The following is a 21712-nucleotide window of genomic DNA, read 5'->3' on the forward strand; positions in this document are numbered from 1 at the left end:
GCGGCCCGGGCGGGCGGGTTCCGCGACGGCCTGGGCGGGCGGGTTCCGCGGCGGACCAACAAAAAAGAAGACGGCCCGCAGGTGGGTCACGGGGCTTTGGAGCGCTGCAAAGGGCAGGAGTCGCGGGCGTGCTGAGCCACGTCATTTGCGTTTGCGCAAGTCGGCCGTACGAACACCCGGAATCGGCCTCGTGTCGCACGCAGGCCTCGTCAGGAGAACACGCGCATGCCCGCAATCACTTGGGGACCCCAGATTCAGCTCGGTATCGAGGTGATCGACTCCCAGCACAAGCGCTTGGTGGATCTGATCAACGAGCTCGGCCAGGCCATGGACGACGGTCGCGGCCCCGAGGTGATGGCCAAGACGCTCACGGAGCTGGTGGACTACACCCACTACCACTTCAAGACGGAAGAGACGCTGCTCCACGAGCACGACTACGAAGATCTGAAGCAGCACCGCCGCGAGCATCGGATCTTCACGGACCAGATCGAGATCTACAAGGACCGCTTCGAGTCGGGATTCCAGAGCGTGACGAAAGCGCTGATGGACTACCTGAGCGGCTGGCTCGTCACGCACATCACGGTGTCCGACCGCGCCTACCTGGAAACGCTGAAAGAAGGCGGAGTGAAGTAGTCACGCCGGCCGGCGGAAGCTCGCGACGAAGTAGCCTTCCGTTCCGTGCCGATGGGGCAACAGAAAGGAGCTCGTGGCGCCGGGCGTGAGCAGGTGCGCGAGCTCCGGTGCGTCGAAGGGTGCCGCTTCGAGCACGTCGGAGACCCGCTTGCACAGCGCGGGGCCTTCTTCCGGCAACACGCTGCAGACCGCGAACACCACGCGACCGCCCGGCTTCGCGTGGCGGAGGGCGCGACGCAGGATCTGCTCCGCGAGCTTGGCCAGCCGCGCGGGATCTTCGGCGCGCAAGCGATGGGCGATCTCCGGGCGGCGCTCGAGAGTGCCGACGCCGGTGCAGGGGGCGTCCACCAACACGCGGTCGAAGGCTTCCGGCACGCCGCCGCTGCCCACGGTCCAGTCCACGCCCGCGGTGTGCACGGCCGAGAGCCCGAGGCGCGCGCTCTCGCTGTCGAGGGCCGCGAGCTTCTCGGGGTACAGATCCGTGGCCCACACTTCGCCGGCAGCGCCCACTTGCTCCGCGAGCAGCGTGGTCTTCTGACCGCGCCCCGCGCAGGCGTCGAGCACGCGCTCTCCCGGGCGGGCACCGAGGGCGAGACCCACGACCTGCGCGCCCTCTTCTTGAATCACGAAGCGGCCTTCCGCGAAGCCTTCGCGCAGGCGTAGATCGCCGCCGCCGGTGAGCAGCCGCGCGCGGGGGGAAGCGCGCCCTGGCTCCGCCTCTTCCAGCCACGCGGGCAACGGTGCGTCACCCACCACGCGCACGCCGACCTTCACGCCGCGCCCCGGGTCCGCGCCCACGAGAGCGCGCGCTTCGTCGTCTCCCACCGCAGCGGTGAGCCGCTCCCAGAGCCAGGGCGGCACGCTCTCCACCACCGCCTGGCCACGCGAGAGCTCGAGCGGTGCGGAGGCGACTTTGCGCAGCACCGCGTTGGCGAAACCCGCGACGCGCTTGCCCTGCTCCCGGGTGATGGCACCGACCGCGGCGTTCACCGCCGCGTGGGCGGGCACGCGATCGAGGAGCAGGATCTGATAGGCCGCCACCAGCATGTGGGCGACCGCCGCCGGATGCGTCTTGCCGAGCCCGCGCGGCGCGAAGCGCGACAGCCGCGTGAGCAGCGCGGCGCGACAGCGCAAGGTGCCGTAGCTGAGCTCCGTCGCCAGTGCGCGATCCCTGGGGTCGAGCTCCGGATGCCGCGCGAGCTCCGCGTCGAGGGCCGCCGCGGCGAAGGCGCCGTCGCGCTCCACGCGCGTGACCACCCGCGCGGCGATGCTGCGAGCGTCCGTCTTCACCCGGTGAGCTCGCGCAGCTGACCGACGATCACGTCCCAGCGACGCTCCACGTCGTTTTTGAAGGCCAGCGCCATCAGGCCGACCAGGATCATCATGCCCACCAAGTGGGCGATCTCTCGCACCCGGAGCGGCAGCGGTCGGCGCAGCACGGCCTCTATGGCGAAGAACATCAGATGTCCGCCATCGAGCACCGGGATGGGCAACAGATTCACGAGCCCCAGGTTGATGCTGATGAGGGCCATCACCCACACGAAGAAGTCGGGGCCCTTGCGTCCTTCCTCCCCCGCCACCTCGTAGATGGTGATGGGACCGGATAGAGATTTCAGGCTGATCCGTCCCTGGGCCAAGCGCACGATGCCGATCATCACGAAACGCGTGACGTCTACCGTCTCTTCGATGGCCTTCTCCATCGCGTAGCGAACCGGCGTCGGGTGGTCGACCTGCTTCTCCGGCGCCAGGGGGATCCAATGCTGCACCCTGAGCACGTAACGCGCGAAGGTCTGACCGTGCTCGTCCGTGAAGTCCTCGCGCCGCATCTGGAACGTTCCGGAGCGCTCACGACCCTCCCGGGCGGCCAGGTAGTCGATGCGGTGGGGTCTATCCGGCGCCGCCAGCACGCGCTCGCGAAAGGTGGACCAAGCAGGGACGGGCTCGTCGTCCAAGCGCAGGATCTTGTCTCCGGGGCGCAAGCCGGCCTTGTGCAGGTAGCTGTCTTCCGGAACCACCGCGGCGTACAGATCTGCCAGCTCGATGCCGGTGCTGGAGGAGAGATCCGTTCCGCTGGCGTCCGGCGTGAGCGCGACCACGCCGGACTCGAACACCGCCATGTTCGCCAATCCGCCCAGTGCTTCCGGGACCGTCACCGGCCGCAGGTACGTGACCGGCACGGTCTCGCCGCGGTTTTCGGACAGCGCGCGATCGAGATCCATGAAGCGCCGCACGGGCTGCCCGGCCACGTGGGTGATGACGTCGAAGCTCCGGAGGCCCGCGCGAAACGCTGGGGAATCCGTATTGGCGATGCCGATCACGGCGGCCGGGGCGGAGGGCTGGATGCCCACGGTGCCCACCCGCTCGACGATGTCGAGCTCGCGGCGCTCGACGGTCTCCTCCGCGGTGACCTCCACCTCCACCTGCTTGTTGTCGCGAAACACCGTGAAGCGCACCGGCTTGCTCGGGTTCTTGCTGACGATGCGCTTGAGCTCGTCGAAGGTACCGACGTCTTGCCCGTTCACCGCCATGATGCGGTCGCCGGGAAACAGCTTGCCCGCCGCAGGGTGGCCCGGCAGCACCACGCCCACCGTGGGCGGCAGGAAGGGCCCGTCGGTGACGAACACGGAGAAGTACAGGAGGACCGGGAACACCAGGTTCATCATTGGCCCGGCCAGCACCACGATGATGCGCTTGTAGATGGGCAGGGACTCGAAGGTGCGGTTCTTGTCCTCCGGCAAGACGATGTCCGTCTTGCTCGCTTCCAGCATCTTCACGTAGCCGCCCAGGGGCAGCAGGCTGATGCAATACTCCGTTTCCCGGCCCCGGAGCCGCAGGATCTTCGGGCCGAAGCCCAGACTGAAGGTGAGCACCTTGACGCCGAAGATCTTGGCGAAGGCGAAGTGTCCGAGCTCGTGGACGAAGATGAGTGAGCTCACCAGGATGACGAAGTAGAGGAGGTCCATCGCGGTGGGCCGGGCGTCTGGCCTCGAAAGAGGGGCGCGAGCGTAGCATGAGGCGAAAGGCCCGGGTACCTTCCGGCCCATGACCAGCGTTCCGCGCGGAAAGACGCCGCGAGAGTGCCGTGTGCAGCTCCACCAGCTGATGCTCCCCGAACACGCCAATGCCTACGGCAACGTGCACGGCGGCCTGATCATGAAGATGGTGGACGAGACCGGCGGCATCGCCGCCATGCGCCACGCGCAGCGGCCCTGCGTGACGGTGGCGATGGACTCGATGACGTTCGTCTCGCCCGTGCACGTGGGCGAGCTCTTGGCCTGCGTGGCGAGCGTGAACTTCGTGGGCAAGAGCTCTCTCGAGGTCGGCGTGCGCGTGCACGCGGAGAATCCCATCACCGGCGAGGTCACGCATACGAACTCCGCGTATCTCGTGTACGTCGCGCTCGACGACGACGGCAACCCCACCAGCGTGCCGCCGCTCGTTCTCGAAACCGAGGACGAGCGACGGCGGTTCCGCGAGGCGGAGGAACGTCAGCAAGCGCGCCTCACCCGACGCAAGAAGTGATCACCGGAACGCGTCTACGTGCTCGGCGATGAAGGCATCGAAGCGCTGCCCTTCTTCACCCAAGACGTCCTTCACCACGGGTGACACCTCCGCGGCCCAGCCGTTGGCCTTTATCGCTTCGAGAGCGACGATGCCCTCCACCATCCAATCCGGAGCGCCGCTCGAGCGCATGCCGGCGGCGAGCTGCTCCGGCGGCAGGTCCACGTAGCGTACGGTGCGTCCCCTCGCCTCGCCGATGACTTCCGCCACCTGTTCGTCGGATAGCGCCTCGGGCCCCGTCAGGGAGTAGGTCTTTCCCGCGTGGGGGGCGGGATCCACCAGGATTTTCGCCAGCACGCGGCCGATGTCGCGGGAGCTCAGGTAGGCGCTCTTGCCACCCTTGGAGGCGCCGTAGAAGGCGCCGTCCTTCTTGATGGTGTCCGCTTGGAACTTCACGAAGTTGTCCTGGAAGAAGAGCGGCCGGACGATGGTGTGGGCGAGACCGCTCGCCTTCAGCGCTTCTTCCACGCGACCGTGCTGCCGTGCGAGGTCGAAGCTGGCGTCGGGAGAGACGCCGGCCGCGCTCAGCCGCACCACATGGGAGACGCCCGCACGCTTCGCAGCGTCGAGCGCGCGCTCCGCCAGGGGCTCGAAGTGCTCGACGAAGGGCGTGATCAGCAAGAGCTGCGTGACACCTTTCAGCGCGGCGTCGAGGCTGGCGGTGTCTTCCAGATCCAACTTCACGTCGTGCTCGCCGCGCGGCGTGCGCACACCGCAGAGCGCCGTGGCGCCCTCTCGCTCGAGCGCCTTCAGGGTCTGCGTGCCGATGGTTCCCGTAGCTCCGGTGATCAGGATGGTCATTGTTCGTTTCCTTTCGAGCGAGAGCTTGGAGCTGCGCCAAACATGCGGCAACTGCATGTTTTACATGCTATAGCTGCATGTTGTGCAGCTCAGAAATCTGGACCTGAATCTGTTGGTGGTGCTCGATGCCCTGCTCGAAACCGAGAACGTGAAGACCGCAGCGTCGCGCCTCGGCCTTTCCGCGTCCGCCACCAGTCACGCCCTGGCCCGCCTGCGAGAGCTGCTCGACGATCCCGTGCTGGTGCGCTCCGGCCGCGCCCTCTCGGCCACACCACGCGCTGCGCGACTGCGCCCCGTGGTGCGCCGGCTGCTCACCGACGTGGAGCAGGCACTGACCCCGGAGCGCGCGCTCGATCCAGCGACCCTCACGCGGGCTTTCGCCTTGGCGGCGACGGACTACGCAGAGTTGGTGGTGGCCGTCCCCGTCGGCGAGCTGTGCGCTCGCGAAGCACCCGGCGTGAACCTGTACTCCAAGCCCCTGCGGGATCTCCAAGGCCAGCTCCGGAGCGGCGATGCGGATCTGGCCATCGGCGTGTTCCGCTCGCCGAGCGACGACATCCTGACGGAAGAGCTATTTCGGGATGAATTGGTTTGTTTGTTGCGGCGCGGACACACCGCGTTGCGGAAGCCCCTGAACCTCGCGGCCTACGCCGCCCTGGATCACGTGCTCGTGGCTCCCCGCGGCAGCCCCCGCGGCACGGTGGACGAAGCCCTGGCGGCGCGAGGTCTCTCTCGACGCGTGGCGCGCACGGTATCGAACTTCCTCGTCGCGCCGCACTTGGTCGCGCGGGAAGACTTCGTGCTCACGGTTTCCGCGCGCATCGCCGCCCTGTTCGCCGAAGACCTCGGCTTGGTCACGCGCAAGCCGCCGATCGACGTCGGCAGCTACGGCGTGTCCATGGCCTGGCACCTGCGAAATGACGCGGATCCCGCCCATTTATGGCTGCGCACCGTGCTGCGACGGGTGAAAGGGACGCTGGGCCCGGTGCCGCGGCCCAAGGGCCGCGGCAGGTCTGTCAGTGGAGCGTAGCGGTGAACAGGATCCCGGGCACCAGCGTGGAGTACTTGCCGGTGATGCCGTTGTCCAAGTCGAGCTTGGTGTTGGCGTACATCAACCGCCCCATGATGCCGATACCCCACTGCTCGCCCACCCACCACTCGTTGCCGACGGCGAGGGACAGACCCACGCCGGTCGGATTGTCACTGGTGCTGTCGTCGTTGTCGTTCAGCTGGGCGAAGCCGATCAGACCCTGGAAGTGAAGGCCCGCGGAGGGATCCGGATACACGTCCACGAACAGCCCGAGCATCGAGAGCGCGACACTGTTGCTGCTGGTGTCCACCTGGTTGCCATCTCTCTCGAGTTTGGCGCTGGGAACGGACGCGCCCATGCTGCCTCCGCCGATGACGAGGCCCGGCGTGGGAGTACCACCGAGAAGAAACTCCCCCACCAGAGCGGTACCTTTGATCTTCACGTCCGGCTCCGGCGTTGGCGCGGGATCAGAGGTGACCGACGTCGTGAAATAGCCGACGCCGAGGCCAATCCGGAGATAGAAGCCGTCGTGGTAGTGGATCGTGGGATCCTCCGTGGGCACGGGGGGCGGCGGCTCGTAGTAGCCCGGCTGCTGGTAGCCGTAGCCAGGGGGCGGCGGCTGGCCGTAGCCGGGAGGCGGCGGCTGGCCGTAGCCGGGCTGGCTGTAGCCGCCGGCAGGCGGCGGGTGACCAGGGCCGGGGCCTGGCAGCTGGGCGTTGGGCGTCGGCTCGGTCGCACCCGAGGGGGGCGGCGGCGGGGGCGGCGCTTCCGTGGCTGGAGCCGGCGGTGTTTCCCCGCCGGCCGGTTCGGGCTGTGCCCGCGCCGCCCCGACAAACAAGACCCCTGCACTCAACACCGCCAAGAACGTTTTCAGGTCGTGCACTTCGTCCTCTCCTTCGTCAGAGCCAGGCGAACACGTCTTCGATGGCGCGCTTGCCACCGCTCTCCAAGATCTCTCCGTGGGTGACGATCACGCGATCGAAGTCCCACGCAAGAACGCGGTCGATGCTTTCCCGTACGGCACGGCGATCGCGGACGCAGAGCTTGAACATCCGGCTCTGGGCGAAGCCACCGAGCGCTCCGAAGGCGCGCAGATAGCCGCGAGTCCACCAGTCCGGAGCGGCGGGGATGTTGAACGCCGCATCCGTCACGATCAACGTGCGCGATGGCCGGTGCAGAAACAGCACTTCGTTGACCCAGGGCGCGCCGCGGATCACGAGCTGATCGAGCACGCCGTCCCACTCCGGGGGAGCTTCGTCGCCGAGCTCGGTATGGAAGGACAGGTCCGGCCGCTTTTGCGAGAGCCCGGGTGCACCGAACAGCCGGGCGTCGCCGTAAGCGTCGGTCCAGTCCTTCACCATCAGATGGTGGACCTTGCTCGGCGCGACGATGGCGCTCACGGGACCGACGGCTCGAACGTCGGTGGACGGCACGAAGCGCACCGGCGAGTGGAGCCAACTGGAGCCATCCGAGAGGCGGGCCACGGTCATCCGCGAACCCAGAGCCAGGCCCGCAATTTTCAGGGGGTGCTCGACCACCCAAAGCCCGTCCGCCACACTCCGGAGCACGAGGGCCAGGGTACCCCCGTTGTGGGCTGCCCCCAATCACGGGCAACACTTGGAAATTTTGCTGCTTTTTGTCGGGCTTTCGCCCGGTTGCCCCAAAAGTCGGACAAACGCTGGCAGGTGGCGCCGAGGCGCATTAGCTTCCCAGGACTTTTGCGCCCCTGGCGGCCTCGAAAAAGCACGGCGAGAGCGCAAAGCAGAAGGAAACGATGCTCACCTGGGTAGCCAAGAAGCTTTTCGGTACGTCGAACGAGCGCGCGGTCCGGCGCATGCAGCCGACCGTCAACGCCATCAACGAGCTGGAATCCAAGATCCAGAAACTGTCGGACGCAGAGCTCAAGGCAAAGACTGCAGAGTTCAAGGAGCAGCTCGACAACGGCGCCACCTTGGACGACCTCTTGATCGAAGCCTTCGCGGTGTGCCGCGAGGCCGGCAAGCGCGCCCTCAAGATGCGGCACTACGACGTGCAGCTCCTGGGTGGGATGGTGCTGCACCAAGGCAAGATCGCCGAGATGAAGACGGGCGAAGGCAAGACGCTCGTCGCCACCTTGCCCATCTATCTGAACGCGCTGGAAGGCAAGGGCGTGCACCTGGTCACGGTGAACGACTACTTGGCCAAGCGCGACGCGGAGTGGATGGGCAAGCTCTACAACTTCCTCGGGTTGTCCATCGGCACCATCGTGAACCAGCAGCCGGACCACGAGAAGCGCGCTGCCTACAAGATGGACATCTGCTACGGGCAGAACAACGAGTTCGGCTTCGACTACCTGCGAGACAACCTCAAGTTTTCCACGCTGGACTACGCCCAGCGCAAGCTCAACTACGCCATCGTCGACGAGGTGGACTCCATCTTGATCGACGAGGCCCGCACGCCGCTCATCATCAGCGGCCCGGCGGACGCCGCCAGCGAGAAGTACCGCACCTTGAACGAGGTCGTGGCGCGTCTGCGCAAGGACGAGCACTACAACGTGGACGAGAAGGCGTTCAGCGCCACGCTCACGGACGAAGGCGTAGAGACCGTCCAGCGCATGATCGGGCTCAAGAACCTGTACGACCCGGCCAACGTGCAGTCTCTCCACATCCTCAATCAGCTGCTCAAGGCCCACGCTCTGTACAAGCGCGACCAGCACTACATGGTCACACCGGACGGCGAAGTGCTGATCGTGGACGAGTTCACCGGCCGCGTGCTGCCCGGTCGCCGCTGGAGCGACGGTCTGCATCAAGCCGTGGAGGCGAAGGAGAACGTTCGCATCCACGAAGAGAGCCGAACCATCGCGACGATCACGTTCCAGAACCTGTTCCGCATGTACGACAAGCTCGCCGGCATGACGGGAACGGCAGAGACGGAAGCGCAGGAGTTCCACTCCACCTACGAGCTGGACGTGGTGGTGATCCCCACCAACAAGCCCAACGTCCGCGCCGACCACCAGGACGTCGTCTACAAGACCGAGCGCGAGAAGTTCACGGCCGTGATCAAGGAGATCATGGCGGAGCACGAGGCCGGGCGCCCGGTGCTGGTGGGCACCACCAGCGTGGAGAAGAGCGCCGCCATCGCGCGCATCTTGTCCAAGAAGAAGATCCAGCACCACGTGCTGAACGCCAAGCACCACGAGAACGAGGCCTTCGTGGTCGCGCAGGCCGGGCGCAAGGGCGCCATCACGGTGTCGACGAACATGGCCGGGCGCGGCACGGACATCTTGCTGGGCGGCAACCCGGAGATGCTCGCGCGTCGGGAGTTCAAGGAGGCCGGCAAGGATCCGGATCTGGACGCCGAGGAGTTCGAGAAGCTCGTGAAGAAGTTCGAGAAGAGCTGCAAGAAGGAGCACGACGAGGTCATCGAGAACGGCGGCCTGCACATCGTGGGCACGGAACGGCACGAGTCGCGCCGCATCGACAACCAGCTCCGCGGTCGCGCCGGGCGCCAGGGTGATCCGGGCTCCACCCGCTTCTACCTGTCGCTGGAAGACGACCTGATGCGCATCTTCAGCGGCGAGCGCGTGAAGAACCTCATGGACCGCATGGGCCTGCCGGACGACGAGCCCATCGAGCATCCCTGGGTCACCAAGAGCGTGGAGAACGCTCAGCGCAAGGTCGAGGAGCGGAACTTCGACATCCGCAAGAACCTGCTCGAGTACGACGACGTGATGAACGCCCAGCGCAAGACGGTGTACTCGCTACGCCAGTCCTTGCTGGTGGGTCGCTACGAGCCGGAAGAAGTGGACGAGCTGGGCAAGCCCACCGGACGCGTGCGCAAGGTGGAAGCGGATCCCGAGATCGAGAAGATCGTCAAGCCGCTGGTACCCAAGCTGATTTCCTTCTTCGCCGACCCGCCGCTCGAAGCCCTGACGGACAAAGAGGGCAAGCCGCGGGATCCCAAGAAGAAGGACATGGCCAAGATCGACAAGCTGGTGGAGCTCGAGTCCCTCCAGCGCGAGATCTACCAGCTGTGGGGCGTGAAGCTCGACATCGAGAGTCGCAAGAAGCGGACCGCGGCGGAGGTCCACGACGAGCTCTTGGACATGGTCATGCACGGCCTCTCCGAGCAGCGTGAGCGCATGTTGGACCTGGTAGACCAGGTGATCGCGGCGATCGTCGAGGAGAGCTGCCCCGAGAACAAGCCGCCGGAGGACTGGGACTGGAAGAACATCCGCGCCGGCTTCAAGGAGCACTTCCAGTCCAAGCTGGACTCCGAGATCGAGGACATCGGCGACGCCGAAATGCTCGTCCGCGAGCTCTACAAGCTGGCCGAGGAGCTCTACTTCAAGAAGGAGAAGGAGCTCGGCGTCGACATCGCGATGCGCGTGTTCCGTCACATCTACTTGGAGGCCATCGATCAGGCTTGGCAGGATCACCTGTCGAACATGGAGCACCTACGGGACGGCATCGGCCTGCGCGGCTACGGCCAGAAGGACCCGAAGAACGAGTACAAGAAGGAGGGCTACGACCTCTTCTTGAACATGATGGCGAAGGTCAGTGGCACGGTGCTGATGCGCTTCTTCGAGGTCGAGGTGCAGCGCCAAGAGGACATCGAAGCGCTGGAGCAGGTCGCCGCCGAAGAGCACCAGCAGTTGCTGGAGCAAGCCGTCGCGCGACACCCCGGCGCCGAAGGCGAAGCCCCGGACGACGTGTTGGGCCAAATGCGCGAAGCCGCCGCCAGCATGCCGCCGCCCGCTCGCGCCTCCGCTCCCGCCGCCCCCAAGATCGGCCGGAACGATCCGTGTCCCTGCGGCTCCGGCAAGAAGTTCAAGAAGTGTCACGGCGCCGCCTTGGAAGACGACGAGGACGACGGCGGCGCCGAAGATCAGGCGCAGGTCTGACGACCGTCACCTTCTGAAATTCGGGAGCGTGCTGCTGCTCTCTCCGGCGTGGGGCTTCGCGCTCTACGAGCTGTGGCAGATCGCGGAGGCAGCGCGGCTGGTGTGACGAGCGTGTGAAGACGCACATCCCGCGCGTCTCACTACCGCCATCCACTCACGGGCCTTTCCAGTCCTACGCGAGTTCTCTTTGAGCGCGCTCTTTCGACGTGGTACAGAACTGGTCCATTTGTACCTGTGGGAGGGTGCTTCAATATGTCGATTCGCATTCGCGCTCCACGCGCTTGGGTCTGGTATTCGCTCGTATTCGCTGCTGGCGTCATCCCGGCATGTTCAGGGGAGGACGACGCCTCTCAGCTCGGCAAGAAGTCGAGCGCGCTGGTCGTCGACCTGGTGACGTACACGTTCGAGGGCGCTACGCCGAACGAAACGGCTCCAACGACGGTCGATAGCGGGGTTACCGCGAGCAACATCTCTCGCGAAGGAGCTACTACCTCGGTTACGTTCAATGCGGGAAACCCCGGCAGCTCGATGAACTCCGGCAACTGGGTCAACACGTCCGCCGGTACGGATTGGTACACGTTCACGGTGACGCCGAACGCCGGCACGTCGGTGTCGCTTTCGACGCTCGGCTTCGACACCTACCGATCGAGCACCGGGCCCACCAGCTTCGAAGCGTACGTCGTGCAAGGCAGTACCGTAACGTCGGTCGGCACTGGAACCATCGTTGCCAGCACATGGACGTCCGAATCACTCCCCCTGAGTGCGGCGGCCGGCCCGTACACCCAGCCGTTCTCGATCCGCATCGCTGCGTACGGTGCCTCCGGCACCAGCGGCACCTTCCGTATCGACAACGTGGCTCTGGCTGGCGAGGTCAATAGTACCGGAGACGCCGGTACTGGCGGTTCGGCAGGCGCAGGCGGCGCGGCAGGTGCTGCGGGCGCGGCCGGTGCCGCGGGCGCGGCCGGTGCGGCCGGTGCTGCGGGCGCAGCGGGTGCTGCGGGCGCAGCCGGTGCTGGAGGCGCAGCCGGTGCTGCGGGTGCCGGTGGAGCGGGCGCGACCGGCGGCACGGGTGCAACCGGGGGCACGGGTGCAACCGGGGGCACGGGTGCAACCGGGGGCACGGGTGCAACCGGTGGCTTCGGTGCGACCGGCGGCTTCGGTGGTGGCTTGGACGCGGGTCTCGGCGGCAGCAAGAGCAGCGGCTCGGGCTCGAGTGACGATAGCGGCTGCGGCTGCAGCGTCCCGGGTCAGAACGAGTCCAACGGCAACTCGCTGGCACTGCTGGGCCTGGCGGGAGCCGCGATGGTTTTCAGCCGTCGTCGTCGCCGACACGCCTGAGTCGATCAGGCTGGGGAGTTGAAGAGCCGTCGCCCATTCGGGCGGCGGCTTTTCTCATTCGGACTTCGGCGGGCGCGTGGCCCAGCGCCAGCGCACGCCGAGCTGTCCGAAGTCCGCGCCGGCCAGGCCGATGGCGTCGGGGCTGTGGATCACGGGCATGAGCGTGGCCTGCAGATCCACGGTGTCGGCGAGCTTCATGGTGGAGGTGATTCCGGCGCGGAGCACGTAGCCGTCCCGGCCCGGACTCTGGAGCACCTCTTCCGCGATGCCCAAGCGAATGGCGTCATCTCGGCCGAAGAAGAACGCGTAGCCAACGCGGGCACGCCACACCCAAGGCGGACGGATCACCACCTTGAGGCTCTCTTCGTAGAGGTCGTGATCCTCGTCCACGCCGGAAACGTAGTGGCCCGTCAGCATCCAGAAGGGTCCGCCTCCGGGCAGGCTCACGGCGCCGCGGAGCTCGCCCTCCAATGTGAGCGCGTTGGCGTCGGGCCCGTCGAGGACCTCCAGCTCGTCGCGCGTGTGGCGCGGACTCTGGGACAACATCTTGCGGTCGAAGGGCGAGAAGTAGCGAGCTCCCGCGCGCAGATCGAGCAACGGAACCTGCGCGTGCGCGCCGCCGTAGAGCCCGGCACCCGAACCGGACACCAGCGGTTCCGCGTCCAGCCCGATCCAGCGATAGAACGGCTTCCCCACGCCCGCGTTGAACTTGGGATGGACGTAGGCCCAGCCGAGCTCCAGCGTGGCGGCCAGGAACGGCTGAGAGTCGAAGCGCGACCAGTACCGCGACGTGGCGCCCCCCTCGACGGACGATCCGGGCGGCAACGGTCCGGGGATCAGCGAGTCGGCCGCGCTGGGTCGTGCAACGGAGACCACGGCCAGGGTCAGGGCCAAGGCGGCGCGACGCATCAGAACGTCCCTCCAAAGGAGATGCCACCCGGGTACGGAACCAGGTGCAGCTCCGCGGTGCTGCGGCGCGAGTCGGCATCGGCAACGCGATAATGAAAGAACCACGGAAGCCCGAGCCCCGCGATGGTGCCCCAGGCCGCACCCACGACCACGTCGGAGACGTAGTGCATGTCGCCCACCACCCGCAGTGTGGCCGTGGCCGTCGCGGCAGCGTAGCCCGCGCCGCAAGCGACGGCATCCGGCACTCCACCACCGTAGAGCGACAGCTCTTGGTGGTGGATGCACATCAGGCTCGCCCCCGCGAAGGCCGTGGCGGAATGCCCACTGAAGAAGCTTCGGTACCGCTCGTTGCGGCGGCATTCGAGGCTCTCGGGGCTGAGCTCCGTACCGCAGTTCCGCCCGTAGGGGCGCTCTCGGCTCACGACGCCGGCCACCAAGCCGTGGACCCCGGTCGTGACGGCCAGCACCTCGGCGTCGATCAAGAGCATCTGCTGCGCGACGTCCGGGCTCCGGTGGTACCACCCCGCGGTGGCGACGGCGTCGGCCAACACCGGTGTCGCGAGCGTCGCGGCGAGCAGCACGTCACTCGCGTCCCGCGCGCGGCGCTCGGCCAAATAGTCGTCGAGCCGCAGCTCACGGCGCGCGTCTTCGTCCACGAGCACGCCACCGTTCCAGCGACCGGGGGATGGCTTGATCAAGAGCGCCCCGACGGACATGGCCATGGCGGCGCCCGTCACCACGTACTCCTCGGTGCTGAAGCGACGCCAGCGCCAGCGACGAGTGGGAGGCTTCTCAGCGCTCGGACTGGCCAGCGCATCCAAGGCGCGCGACTCCGACGGGCTCACATCCGTTTGCGGATCTGCCGACGGAAACGTCACCGTCAGGGGGGGCTGCGGCTGCGGCTGCGCCTGAGCCGGTAGGCTGACGAGTAGGACGGTCGCGGCCCTCAGAAGGTCGCGGAGCGAAGCCATGGAGCCCGACTATTCCATCACATATCCTTGGCGCAGCGAAAGCCGGCAACCAGGATCCGGAAGCCCCCGGGGTGATGGACGCGGTTCGAGGCGCGCAACCCTTGCGGGCGATAGTTGAACGCACCACCGCGAAGCACGTGCTCGCACTCCGCCGGGATCGGGTTCGTGCCGGTGTAGCCCTGCTGGTGGTTTCGGCGCAGCTCGTTCAGGGCCGCGAGGATCTCGTCGCAGCTACCGGGTTTGCCCTCGCTCGCCGTGGGCCGCTTGTAGGCGTACGGGTCGTACATGTCCTCGGTCCACTCCCACACGTTGCCCGCCAGATCGAAGTGCCCATAAGGACCGCGCCCGTCGGGATAGGAGCCCACGTCCACGGTGGTGCCGTTCTTGGCACCGGCGAAGGCGCCGTGCTTGTTCTTGTCCGGTGGCTCGTTTCCCCAGGGGTACTCACGCCCGTCGTCGCCGCGGGCGGCGCGCTCCCACTCCGCTTCCCGGGGCAGGCGCTTGCCACGCCACTCGCAGTACGTCTTGGCGTCGGTCCACGAAACCCCCACCACGGGCTGGTTCGGGTGCCGGAACTCGCGATCCGAGCCGTACTTCATCGCCGCAGCAACGCCCTCGCGATACGGCTTGCACACCTTTGCCTGGACGCACTCCAGGTAGGCCGCGTTGGTGACCTCGGTCTTGTCGAGCAGAAAGCCCTTGATCGTGACCTTGTGGGCCGGTCGCTCGTCCTGCTCGCCTTCGTCGTCTGCCCCCATGGTGAAGGTCCCACCGGGGACCGGGAGCATGTCGTCCGGGATCTCCGGCTTCTCCGGTTTTGCGCTGGCCACGGGCGCGGCGCTGGCGCTCGGCGGCGGCGCGGGCTTGGCCGTGGGCTTCGTCACCGGCTTCGCGACGGGCTGCGGGGGCGGCGCGGTCTGCGCCTCGGCCTGCGCTGCGGCAGGAGGGGCGGCTCCGGGGTTATTGCAGGCCACCGCCAAAAGCAGGACCGTCAGCTGTGAAAAGGGGCGCACGGCCATGGATCTAAGGCAATGCGGCGGATCGGGCAAAATCAGCGAAATCGGACCTTTTTCCGCGAGGCTCCGAGCCGTGGTAAAGCCGCGAGCAGCCGCATGATCGAGGCTCAGAACCTGACCAAGGACTACGGCACCGTGGTGGCCGTGCGCGACGTCTCCTTCAGCGTGGGCAAAGGCGAGGTGGTCGGCTTCCTCGGCCCCAACGGCGCCGGCAAGAGCACCACCATGCGCATCTTGGTGGGCTTTCTGGGAGCCACTTCGGGAAGCGTGAAGATCAACGGGCACGACATCGTGGACGCTTCGCTCCAGGCTCGCCAAAGCGTGGGCTACATGCCCGAGTCCGCGCCGCTGTACCCAGAGATGCGGGTGCGCGAGTACCTCGCGTTTCGTGCCCACGCCAAGAAGGTACCGCGCGCGGAGCGCAAGAAGTCCGTCGGCCGAGCGATGGAGCAAGCGGCCGTCAGCGAAATGGCCGACACCCTCATCCTGCATTTGTCAAAGGGCTACCGGCAGCGCGTGGGCCTCGCCGACGCTCTGGTCGCAAACCCCCCGCTTCTGATCTTGGATGAGCCGACCGCCGGTCTCGACCCCAATCAGATCCGCGAGGTCCGACGGCTGATCCGGGAGCTGGGCAAGAGCCACACCATTCTGCTCTCCACTCACATCCTGTCAGAGGTGGAGTCCACCTGTGATCGCGCCATCGTGATCGACCGCGGTCGCCTGGTTGCCGAGGGCTCCCTGGAAGAGCTCCGCAAGCGACGCGGGGCACGGGGGGTGAGCCTCCTGGTACGTGATCCCGACTCCAAGGCGAAAGCGGTACTGTCCGCGCTGGATGGTGTGCGCAAGGTGAAACGAGCGGAAGCAGAAGGAGAGCTCCGCCGCTACACCCTGGCCCTGACGAAAAACGCGGACGCGGGCCAAGTGCTCGAGCAGGCCATCACCGCGCTGGTCGCCGCCGGTCTGGGCGTCCGCGAGGCGAGCCCGGTGCGGGCCACGTTGGAGGACGTCTTCGCGCAGCTCACCCACGCCGAGGACCGCGAGGAGGACGCTTCGTGAGCGGGCTAGCTTCGGTGTACCGCCGGGAGATGCTCAGCCTGTGGGTCACGCCGCTGGCGTGGGCGCTCCTGGTCGTGTTCCTGTTGATCCAGGGCATCTCGTTCTACTCCATCGTGCTCCACGTCTCGAATCTGTCGGAGCTCTCCCTCGATAACGGTCCGGTACAGGCCTACTTCGGCCAATCGATCTTCCTCTTGGTGTCGCTGCTCTTGGTGTGCCCCGCGCTCACCATGCGCCTGTTGGCGGAAGAGCGGCGCAGCGGCACCATCGAAGCGCTGCTCACGGCTCCCGTCACGGCGGCCGGCGTGGTGCTCGGAAAGTACCTGGCCACCTTGACCACGTACGTCCTCTTGTGGGCGCCGACGATCTTGTACATCGTGATCCTCCGCAACACGGGCCACGTGGAATGGTCCGTGGTCGGCTCCAGCTACCTGGGTGTGTTCGGCATCGGCGCCGGCTACCTCGCGCTGGGCACGCTGATGAGCGCGATGACGCGGAGCCAGCTCTTGGCCTTCGTGCTCACGGTGATGGTGCAGTTCGGCCTCTTCATCCTCGGCATCGGGGAGTACATCTTCAATCCGGGCTTGGCCCACGACATTTCGTCCCACGTTTCCGTGCTCAGCCAGATGGACGAATTCTCGAAGGGCATCGTCGATCTCCGTCGGCTGGTGTTCGATGGGAGCCTGATCGCCGTACCGCTGTTCGTGACGGTCCGCGTCGTGGATTCCTGGAGGTGGGGCTGATGGCCAAGTCCGGCGCGACCAGCCCCACGCTCAAAGCCCTCTCCGCCGCCGGCGTGCTGGCGGCTGCCCTCATCGGGCTCAGTGCCAACGTCCTGGCGGCTCGTTTCTACGAACGCTGGGACTGGACCAGTCAGGGCCTGTACACCTTGAGCCCGGCAACGGTGGAGACGCTGCACGATCTCCAAGAGCCGGTGGACGTGGTCGTGTTCCTCTCGGCCAGCGATCCGCTTTCCGTGAGCGTCCGCAACATGCTCACCGCCTATGGCGCGGAAACGCGCCAGCTGAAGACACGCTTCGTGGATCCCGACCGCAACCCCGCGGAGTTCCTGGCACTGCAGCAGAAGTACGGCATCATCACGGGCAAGACGGAAGACGGTCGCGTGGTGACGGACGCCGCCATCGTGGTCGCTCGCGGGGACCGCCACTGGTACGTCACCAGTGACGACATCGTCTCCTACGACGAGAGCGACAATCGAGCGAAGCCGAAGCTAGAGCAGGCGCTCACCGAGGCGATCCGCAACGTGCTCCAGAAAGAGAGCACGACGATCTGCTTCTCCGCGGGTCATCAGGAGATCAGCATCGACGACGGCGGCCCCAACGGCCTGGGGGAGCTGCGCTATCGGTTGGAGAAGAACAACTACCGGGTGGTCACGTTGGACCTGGGCGCCCCCAAGCCGGACGTCGCCCTCGACGAGTGCCGAGTGGTGGTGGTCGCAGGCCCTCAGGTCGAGGTGCCCGCAAACGTCACGTCCCGTCTTTCGAAGTGGTTTTCGGGTGGGGGCAACGTCCTGGTGTTGGCGAACCCGATCTTGGACGAGGACAACCGCATCCGTCCCACCGGCCTGGAGCCCCTGACCCGGACGGCGGGCATCGAGCTGAACGCCGATTTCGTGGTGGAGCAGGACGACAAGCTCCGCTTGCCGACCGGGCTCGGGGAATCGTTCTTCGCCACGCCCAAGGAGCACGCCATCACCGCCGGCCTGTTCCGTGCCGGGGAGCCACGCTTCCGAGTGCTGGTCAGCGCCGCCCAGAGCCTCCGGGCCAGCGGCAAGCAGCCCGTCTCCCTGCTAGTGACCAGCGCGGAGGCGGTAGCCGTGAAGGACATCCGCCCCTTCGTGGAACAGGGCAAGGCCATCGAGAAGGGCGCAGGAAAGCCGGGCCCCTTCGTGCTGGCTTTCGCGTCGGAGCTGCCCAAGCAAGGGCAAGCACCCCACGGTCCCCGCATGGTGGTCGTCGGAAGCGCCAACCTGGCTTGGAGCCGCAACTGGCGCGAGCCCACCTTGCTCGGCAATCGGCTGTTCATGGAGAGCGCCGTGTCCTGGCTCGCAGCGCGCCCGGCCATCGTCAGCGTGCCCGAAAAAGCGAGCCACGACGTTGGTCTCTCGCTCACGGAAGAATCCCTGACGGACGTCCGCAACTACGTGCTGCTCTATATGCCAGCATCCGCCGCTGCCCTCGGCATCTTCGTGATGCTTCGCCGGCGTTCCAAGGAGAAGCGCTCTCGCCGAAAAGAGAAGGACGAGAAGGAGAGCTGATGGTGCGCTCGCTTCGAAGCCAGTGGCTGAACGTCGCGCTGGTCGTCGTCGCGGTGGCCCTGGTGGCCGTCGTCTTCGTGACGCGCGGCAACGTCACCACGGGGGAGCGCGAGGCGCGCGAGGACAACCTGCTCTCTGCCTACCGCCCCGGCGAGCTCTCGCGCATCACCTTCGACGGCGACAAGCACATCGTACTCACGAAGGTTGGGGACGAGGACGCGGGCGACGTCACCTGGAACATCGCAGAGCCCATCCAGGAAGAGGCCGACACCTACGCCATCGACAAGCTCCTCGGTTCGCTGGAATTTGCCCGAAAGGTCAGGAGCATCGATCCCCAGGAGGTGGATCGTTCGGCCTTCGGCCTCGAGCACCCGAAGTGGGTGATGGGCATCCAGATGGGGGAGATCCACTACGAGCTCCGCCTGGGCAAGGAAGCGGCGCAGCCCCCCGGGGCCCACTACTTGGAGGTCGAGGCCAAGGGTGCCCCCGGCAGCGGGGTCGTGATCGTCAGTCGGGACTTGGCCAAGGAGCTCGGCATCGAGCTTGCGGATCTGCGGGGACGCTTGGTGATGCCGTACTTCTCCAGCTCGCTCTCGCGCATCGAGCTCGGCGGAAGCGGCGGGGACCGCAAGCTCACGAGCTTGGGCAACAACCGCTGGCGCTTCGACGGCATGCTCGGCGATGTGCGCGTGAACCGCGAGATCTTCGATCAGGTGCTACTGCAGTTCGCGCGCACCAAGGCCGACGAGTTTTTGTCGGAGAAGGAAGCAATCGCGGCACTGGGCAAGGATCGCGTGATCGTGCGCCTCACACCCAAGGACAAGAAGGATCCGCCCGGCCTGGTGGAGGTGGGCGGCCGCTGCCCCAAGAACGACAAGGACGTCGTCGCGCTCCGCAGAAAGCCCGACGTGCTCGGCGCGTGCGTGCCCGCGAGCGTGATGGTCGGTCTCACACTGCCTGCGGAAAAGCTCGTGGATCGCACGCTGTTCGCCACGCGCAAAGACGAAGTGGAATCCATCTCCATGCAGCTCGGCCCGAAGAAGCTCGAGCTAGACCGCAAGGAAGACGGCTTCTCGATGACGGCCCCGCTAAAAGCGACTGTAAAGCTGGAAGCGGGTAATCAGTGGCTGGACAAGGTCTTGGGCGCGGAGGGCGCCTTGCAGGACGAGCCGGACCTCGCTGCCCTCGGACTCTCGCCGCCGCGAGGCCACATCCTCGTCAAGTACATCCAGGAGACCGACTCTCAGCTCGCCAAGGCGAGAGTGGACATTGGCAAGCGTACGGAGAAGGGCGGCCTCTGGGTTCGTCGCGAGCAGGACGGCGCCGTCTTGGAGCTCTCGCCCCAGGCTGCCGAGCCCATCCGCGTGGACACCACTCTGGTGCGCGACACGCGAGTGCTCGACTTCAAGCCCTCGGCGCTTCACTTCGTGGAAGTCACCCGCGAGGGAACCACGCAGCGCTTCGTGCGGGAAGCATCCGGCCAGTTCGTACTCGAAAAGCCAAAGGGCTTCGACGCGGATCCGGGACTATGCGCAGACGTGGTGGACGCGCTCTCCTCCCTCACGGCAGAACGCTGGGTGGCGGACGACGACGACGGCAGCTTCGGGCTTTCGCGACCCACGCTACAGGTCGGCTTTTCCTTCGACGAGCAGGACGCCGGCGCTACCAGTATGGAACTCGTCGTCGGCACGCTGATCCCCGGTGGGGCCTATGCCAAGCTCGAAAAGCAACCGGGCGTGTTCGTGATGAGCCGGCGCGCCCTCGACGCTCTCGAAACGCTGCTCCTGGATCGCTCGGTGTTCATGCTCAATCCGGGGGACGCCAAGAAGGTGTTCCTGGAGCGGAACGGCAAGAAGATCGAGCTCGTGTACGAAGGGGACCACTACACGCAAGCATCGGGGCCGCCGCTGGGGGCAACTGCAGTGACCCGTGCGATGGACGCCCTGTCCGGCCTGCGCGCCGAGGCCGCCGTTCACGTCGGCGCAGCGCGCGCCGACGAAGGGCTCCAGAAGCCGCGCCTCACCGTACGGATCGAGCCCCCGGGCACCGGCAAGCCGCGCGTGCTGACCTTTGGCGCCGGAGACGACTATCGCAACACCAGCATCGTCTACGCCCGCTCGAGCGGCGTGGACGCCACCTACGCCATCGCCAAGAGCAAGCTGTCAGGCCTGTTCGACGCGCTGTGAGCGACACCTGCTAAGCTCCGTTCATGGTTCGGTCGAGCTGGGTGGTTTTCCTCTTCGCTATCGCGTGCAGCTCCAAGAGCACGACCAACACCATCGAGAAGGATGCGGGTAGCGGGGGCGGGGGCGGCAGCGGAGGGGTCGCCGGTAGCGGGGGCGACCCGTGTGTCGTGTCCAATCCCGGCTGGCCGGACTCGGCAACCGAGTACTGCACGGACGGGAGCGCCCAGCCCGCTGCCTGCTCGGCTCTTCCGGGCCAGGACGCGAGCTACAAGGAGAACACGCCGGGCTACCTCGAGTGCTCCGGCGCGATTCGCGATACCGTCACGGGGCTCAGCTGGAGCCCGGTCTTCTCCGGTCTGTCCCAGGCAGACGGCATGACCAAGTGCCAAGGGCTGCCGCCGGGAGAAGGCCCCTGGCGCCTTCCTTCGCTCCTGGAGCTGGTGAGCATCCTGGACCTCGGAAGCAAGGCCCCCGCGGCGAGCAACTTGTTCGGCATCGCTGCGCAGTCCCAGCTGTACTCCTCCACGGCCGCCGCCAACGGCGGCGCCTGGGTGGTGAGCTTCGAGTTCGGTTTCGTCAAACCGTCCGTCAACGCCGCCTCCCCCCTCGACGTGATCTGCGTCCGCGGCGCGCCGCTGGTGAGTGCACTGACTGCAACTGGGACGGTCGTCGACGACAGCGGGACGGGCCTGTCGTGGCAGGCCACGCCCGCGGCCAACACCTTCGACTGGCCCAGCGCGATTGCGACCTGCGAGGGGGCGACGACGGGGAACCACGACGACTGGCGACTACCGAACATCAAGGAACTGATCACGTTGGTGAAGACGGACGCAACCTCCGGCGCCATGATCGACACCGCGAAGTTCTCGGGTATCGGCGGCGCCGACGCTTTCTGGTCATCCACGCCGTACCGGGACGCTGCGTTCAGCAGCGCCTGGGCATTGCATTTGGCCGTGGGCAACTCCGTGCGCGACGGAGTGGAACTGGAGCGCCGCGCGCTGTGCGTTCGCACCTTGTGAGTTGACAGCCTCGCCCTGGGGCGGTCTCCTGT

General features: G+C 66.7%; 18 protein-coding genes. 10 read left to right on the plus strand and 8 right to left on the minus strand.

The features are described from left to right. The first annotated feature begins 225 nt into the window (after window positions 1-225). Entirely contained in the window at window positions 226-633 is a 408-nt protein-coding gene (locus H6717_20315) for a bacteriohemerythrin (GenBank protein MCB9579386.1), read from the plus strand. On the opposite strand, the gene H6717_20320 is transcribed toward H6717_20315, so the two are convergent. Both H6717_20320 and rseP read right to left on the minus strand, forming a co-directional pair. Further along, a complete protein-coding gene (locus H6717_20320) occupies window positions 634-1962 on the minus strand; it encodes a Sun protein (protein MCB9579387.1) in 1329 nt (442 codons plus the stop codon). Further along, window positions 1920-3596 (minus strand): RIP metalloprotease RseP, encoded by a 1677-nt coding sequence (gene rseP, locus H6717_20325; protein MCB9579388.1) that lies wholly within the window; start codon window positions 3594-3596, stop codon window positions 1920-1922. Before rseP ends, H6717_20320 begins: the two co-directional genes overlap by 43 nt. A gap of 79 nt (window positions 3597-3675) precedes the next feature. On the opposite strand from rseP, the gene H6717_20330 reads away from it, so the two are divergent. Next, window positions 3676-4155, plus strand: a complete 480-nt coding sequence (locus H6717_20330) for an acyl-CoA thioesterase (protein MCB9579389.1) — start codon at window positions 3676-3678, stop codon at window positions 4153-4155. Here H6717_20330 and H6717_20335 read toward each other — a convergent pair whose 3' ends face one another. Next, complete coding sequence (locus H6717_20335) at window positions 4156-4995, minus strand: SDR family oxidoreductase (GenBank protein MCB9579390.1); 840 nt, start codon at window positions 4993-4995, stop codon at window positions 4156-4158. Between the two features lie 73 nt (window positions 4996-5068). Here H6717_20335 and H6717_20340 point away from each other — a divergent pair, with 73 nt between their 5' ends. Beyond that, on the plus strand, window positions 5069-6025 hold the full coding sequence (locus H6717_20340; protein ID MCB9579391.1) for a LysR family transcriptional regulator: 957 nt from the start codon (window positions 5069-5071) through the stop codon (window positions 6023-6025). On the opposite strand, the gene H6717_20345 is transcribed toward H6717_20340, so the two are convergent. Together H6717_20345 and H6717_20350 are read right to left on the minus strand one after the other, a co-directional pair. Then, window positions 6012-6908 carry a hypothetical protein gene (locus tag H6717_20345; protein ID MCB9579392.1) on the minus strand — a complete coding sequence of 299 codons (897 nt, stop codon included), beginning with the start codon at window positions 6906-6908 and terminating at the stop codon, window positions 6012-6014. The two genes, H6717_20340 and H6717_20345, sit on opposite strands and share 14 nt — an antisense overlap. 16 nt (window positions 6909-6924) lie before the next feature. Continuing rightward, window positions 6925-7593, minus strand: coding sequence for a DUF4336 domain-containing protein (locus H6717_20350; protein MCB9579393.1), 669 nt, complete (start codon window positions 7591-7593; stop codon window positions 6925-6927). Window positions 7594-7799: 206 nt separating this feature from the next. Between H6717_20350 and secA the strand changes: the two genes are divergently transcribed. Continuing rightward, on the plus strand, window positions 7800-10907 hold the full coding sequence (gene secA, locus H6717_20355; protein MCB9579394.1) for a preprotein translocase subunit SecA: 3108 nt from the start codon (window positions 7800-7802) through the stop codon (window positions 10905-10907). 252 nt (window positions 10908-11159) lie between these two features. Then, window positions 11160-12245 (plus strand): MYXO-CTERM sorting domain-containing protein, encoded by a 1086-nt coding sequence (locus H6717_20360; protein ID MCB9579395.1) that lies wholly within the window; start codon window positions 11160-11162, stop codon window positions 12243-12245. A 54-nt stretch (window positions 12246-12299) separates the two neighbouring features. Here H6717_20360 and H6717_20365 read toward each other — a convergent pair whose 3' ends face one another. The 3 genes from H6717_20365 to H6717_20375 are packed head-to-tail and all read right to left on the minus strand — an operon-like array spanning window position 12300 to window position 15138. After that, a complete protein-coding gene (locus tag H6717_20365; GenBank protein ID MCB9579396.1) occupies window positions 12300-13154 on the minus strand; it encodes a hypothetical protein in 855 nt (284 codons plus the stop codon). Further along, entirely contained in the window at window positions 13154-14125 is a 972-nt protein-coding gene (locus tag H6717_20370) for a phosphatase PAP2 family protein (protein MCB9579397.1), read from the minus strand. Before H6717_20370 ends, H6717_20365 begins: the two co-directional genes overlap by 1 nt. Before the next feature lie 17 nt (window positions 14126-14142). Beyond that, entirely contained in the window at window positions 14143-15138 is a 996-nt protein-coding gene (locus tag H6717_20375) for an SUMF1/EgtB/PvdO family nonheme iron enzyme (protein MCB9579398.1), read from the minus strand. Window positions 15139-15237: 99 nt separating this feature from the next. Here H6717_20375 and H6717_20380 point away from each other — a divergent pair, with 99 nt between their 5' ends. Genes H6717_20380 through H6717_20400 form a run of 5 tightly spaced genes read left to right on the plus strand, consistent with a single transcriptional unit; the run spans window position 15238 to window position 21680 of the window. Beyond that, a complete protein-coding gene (locus H6717_20380; protein ID MCB9579399.1) occupies window positions 15238-16197 on the plus strand; it encodes an ABC transporter ATP-binding protein in 960 nt (319 codons plus the stop codon). A 29-nt stretch (window positions 16198-16226) separates the two neighbouring features. Further along, window positions 16227-16940 (plus strand): ABC transporter permease, encoded by a 714-nt coding sequence (locus tag H6717_20385; protein ID MCB9579400.1) that lies wholly within the window; start codon window positions 16227-16229, stop codon window positions 16938-16940. Next, window positions 16940-18475, plus strand: coding sequence for a GldG family protein (locus H6717_20390; GenBank protein ID MCB9579401.1), 1536 nt, complete (start codon window positions 16940-16942; stop codon window positions 18473-18475). Before H6717_20385 ends, H6717_20390 begins: the two co-directional genes overlap by 1 nt. A 2-nt stretch (window positions 18476-18477) precedes the next feature. After that, entirely contained in the window at window positions 18478-20661 is a 2184-nt protein-coding gene (locus tag H6717_20395) for a DUF4340 domain-containing protein (protein MCB9579402.1), read from the plus strand. Between the two features lie 23 nt (window positions 20662-20684). Continuing rightward, on the plus strand, window positions 20685-21680 hold the full coding sequence (locus H6717_20400; protein ID MCB9579403.1) for a DUF1566 domain-containing protein: 996 nt from the start codon (window positions 20685-20687) through the stop codon (window positions 21678-21680). Window positions 21681-21712 lie beyond the last annotated feature (32 nt).

Source organism: Polyangiaceae bacterium (assembly GCA_020633235.1).
Taxonomy (GTDB): Bacteria; Myxococcota_A; Polyangia; order Polyangiales; family Polyangiaceae; genus JACKEA01.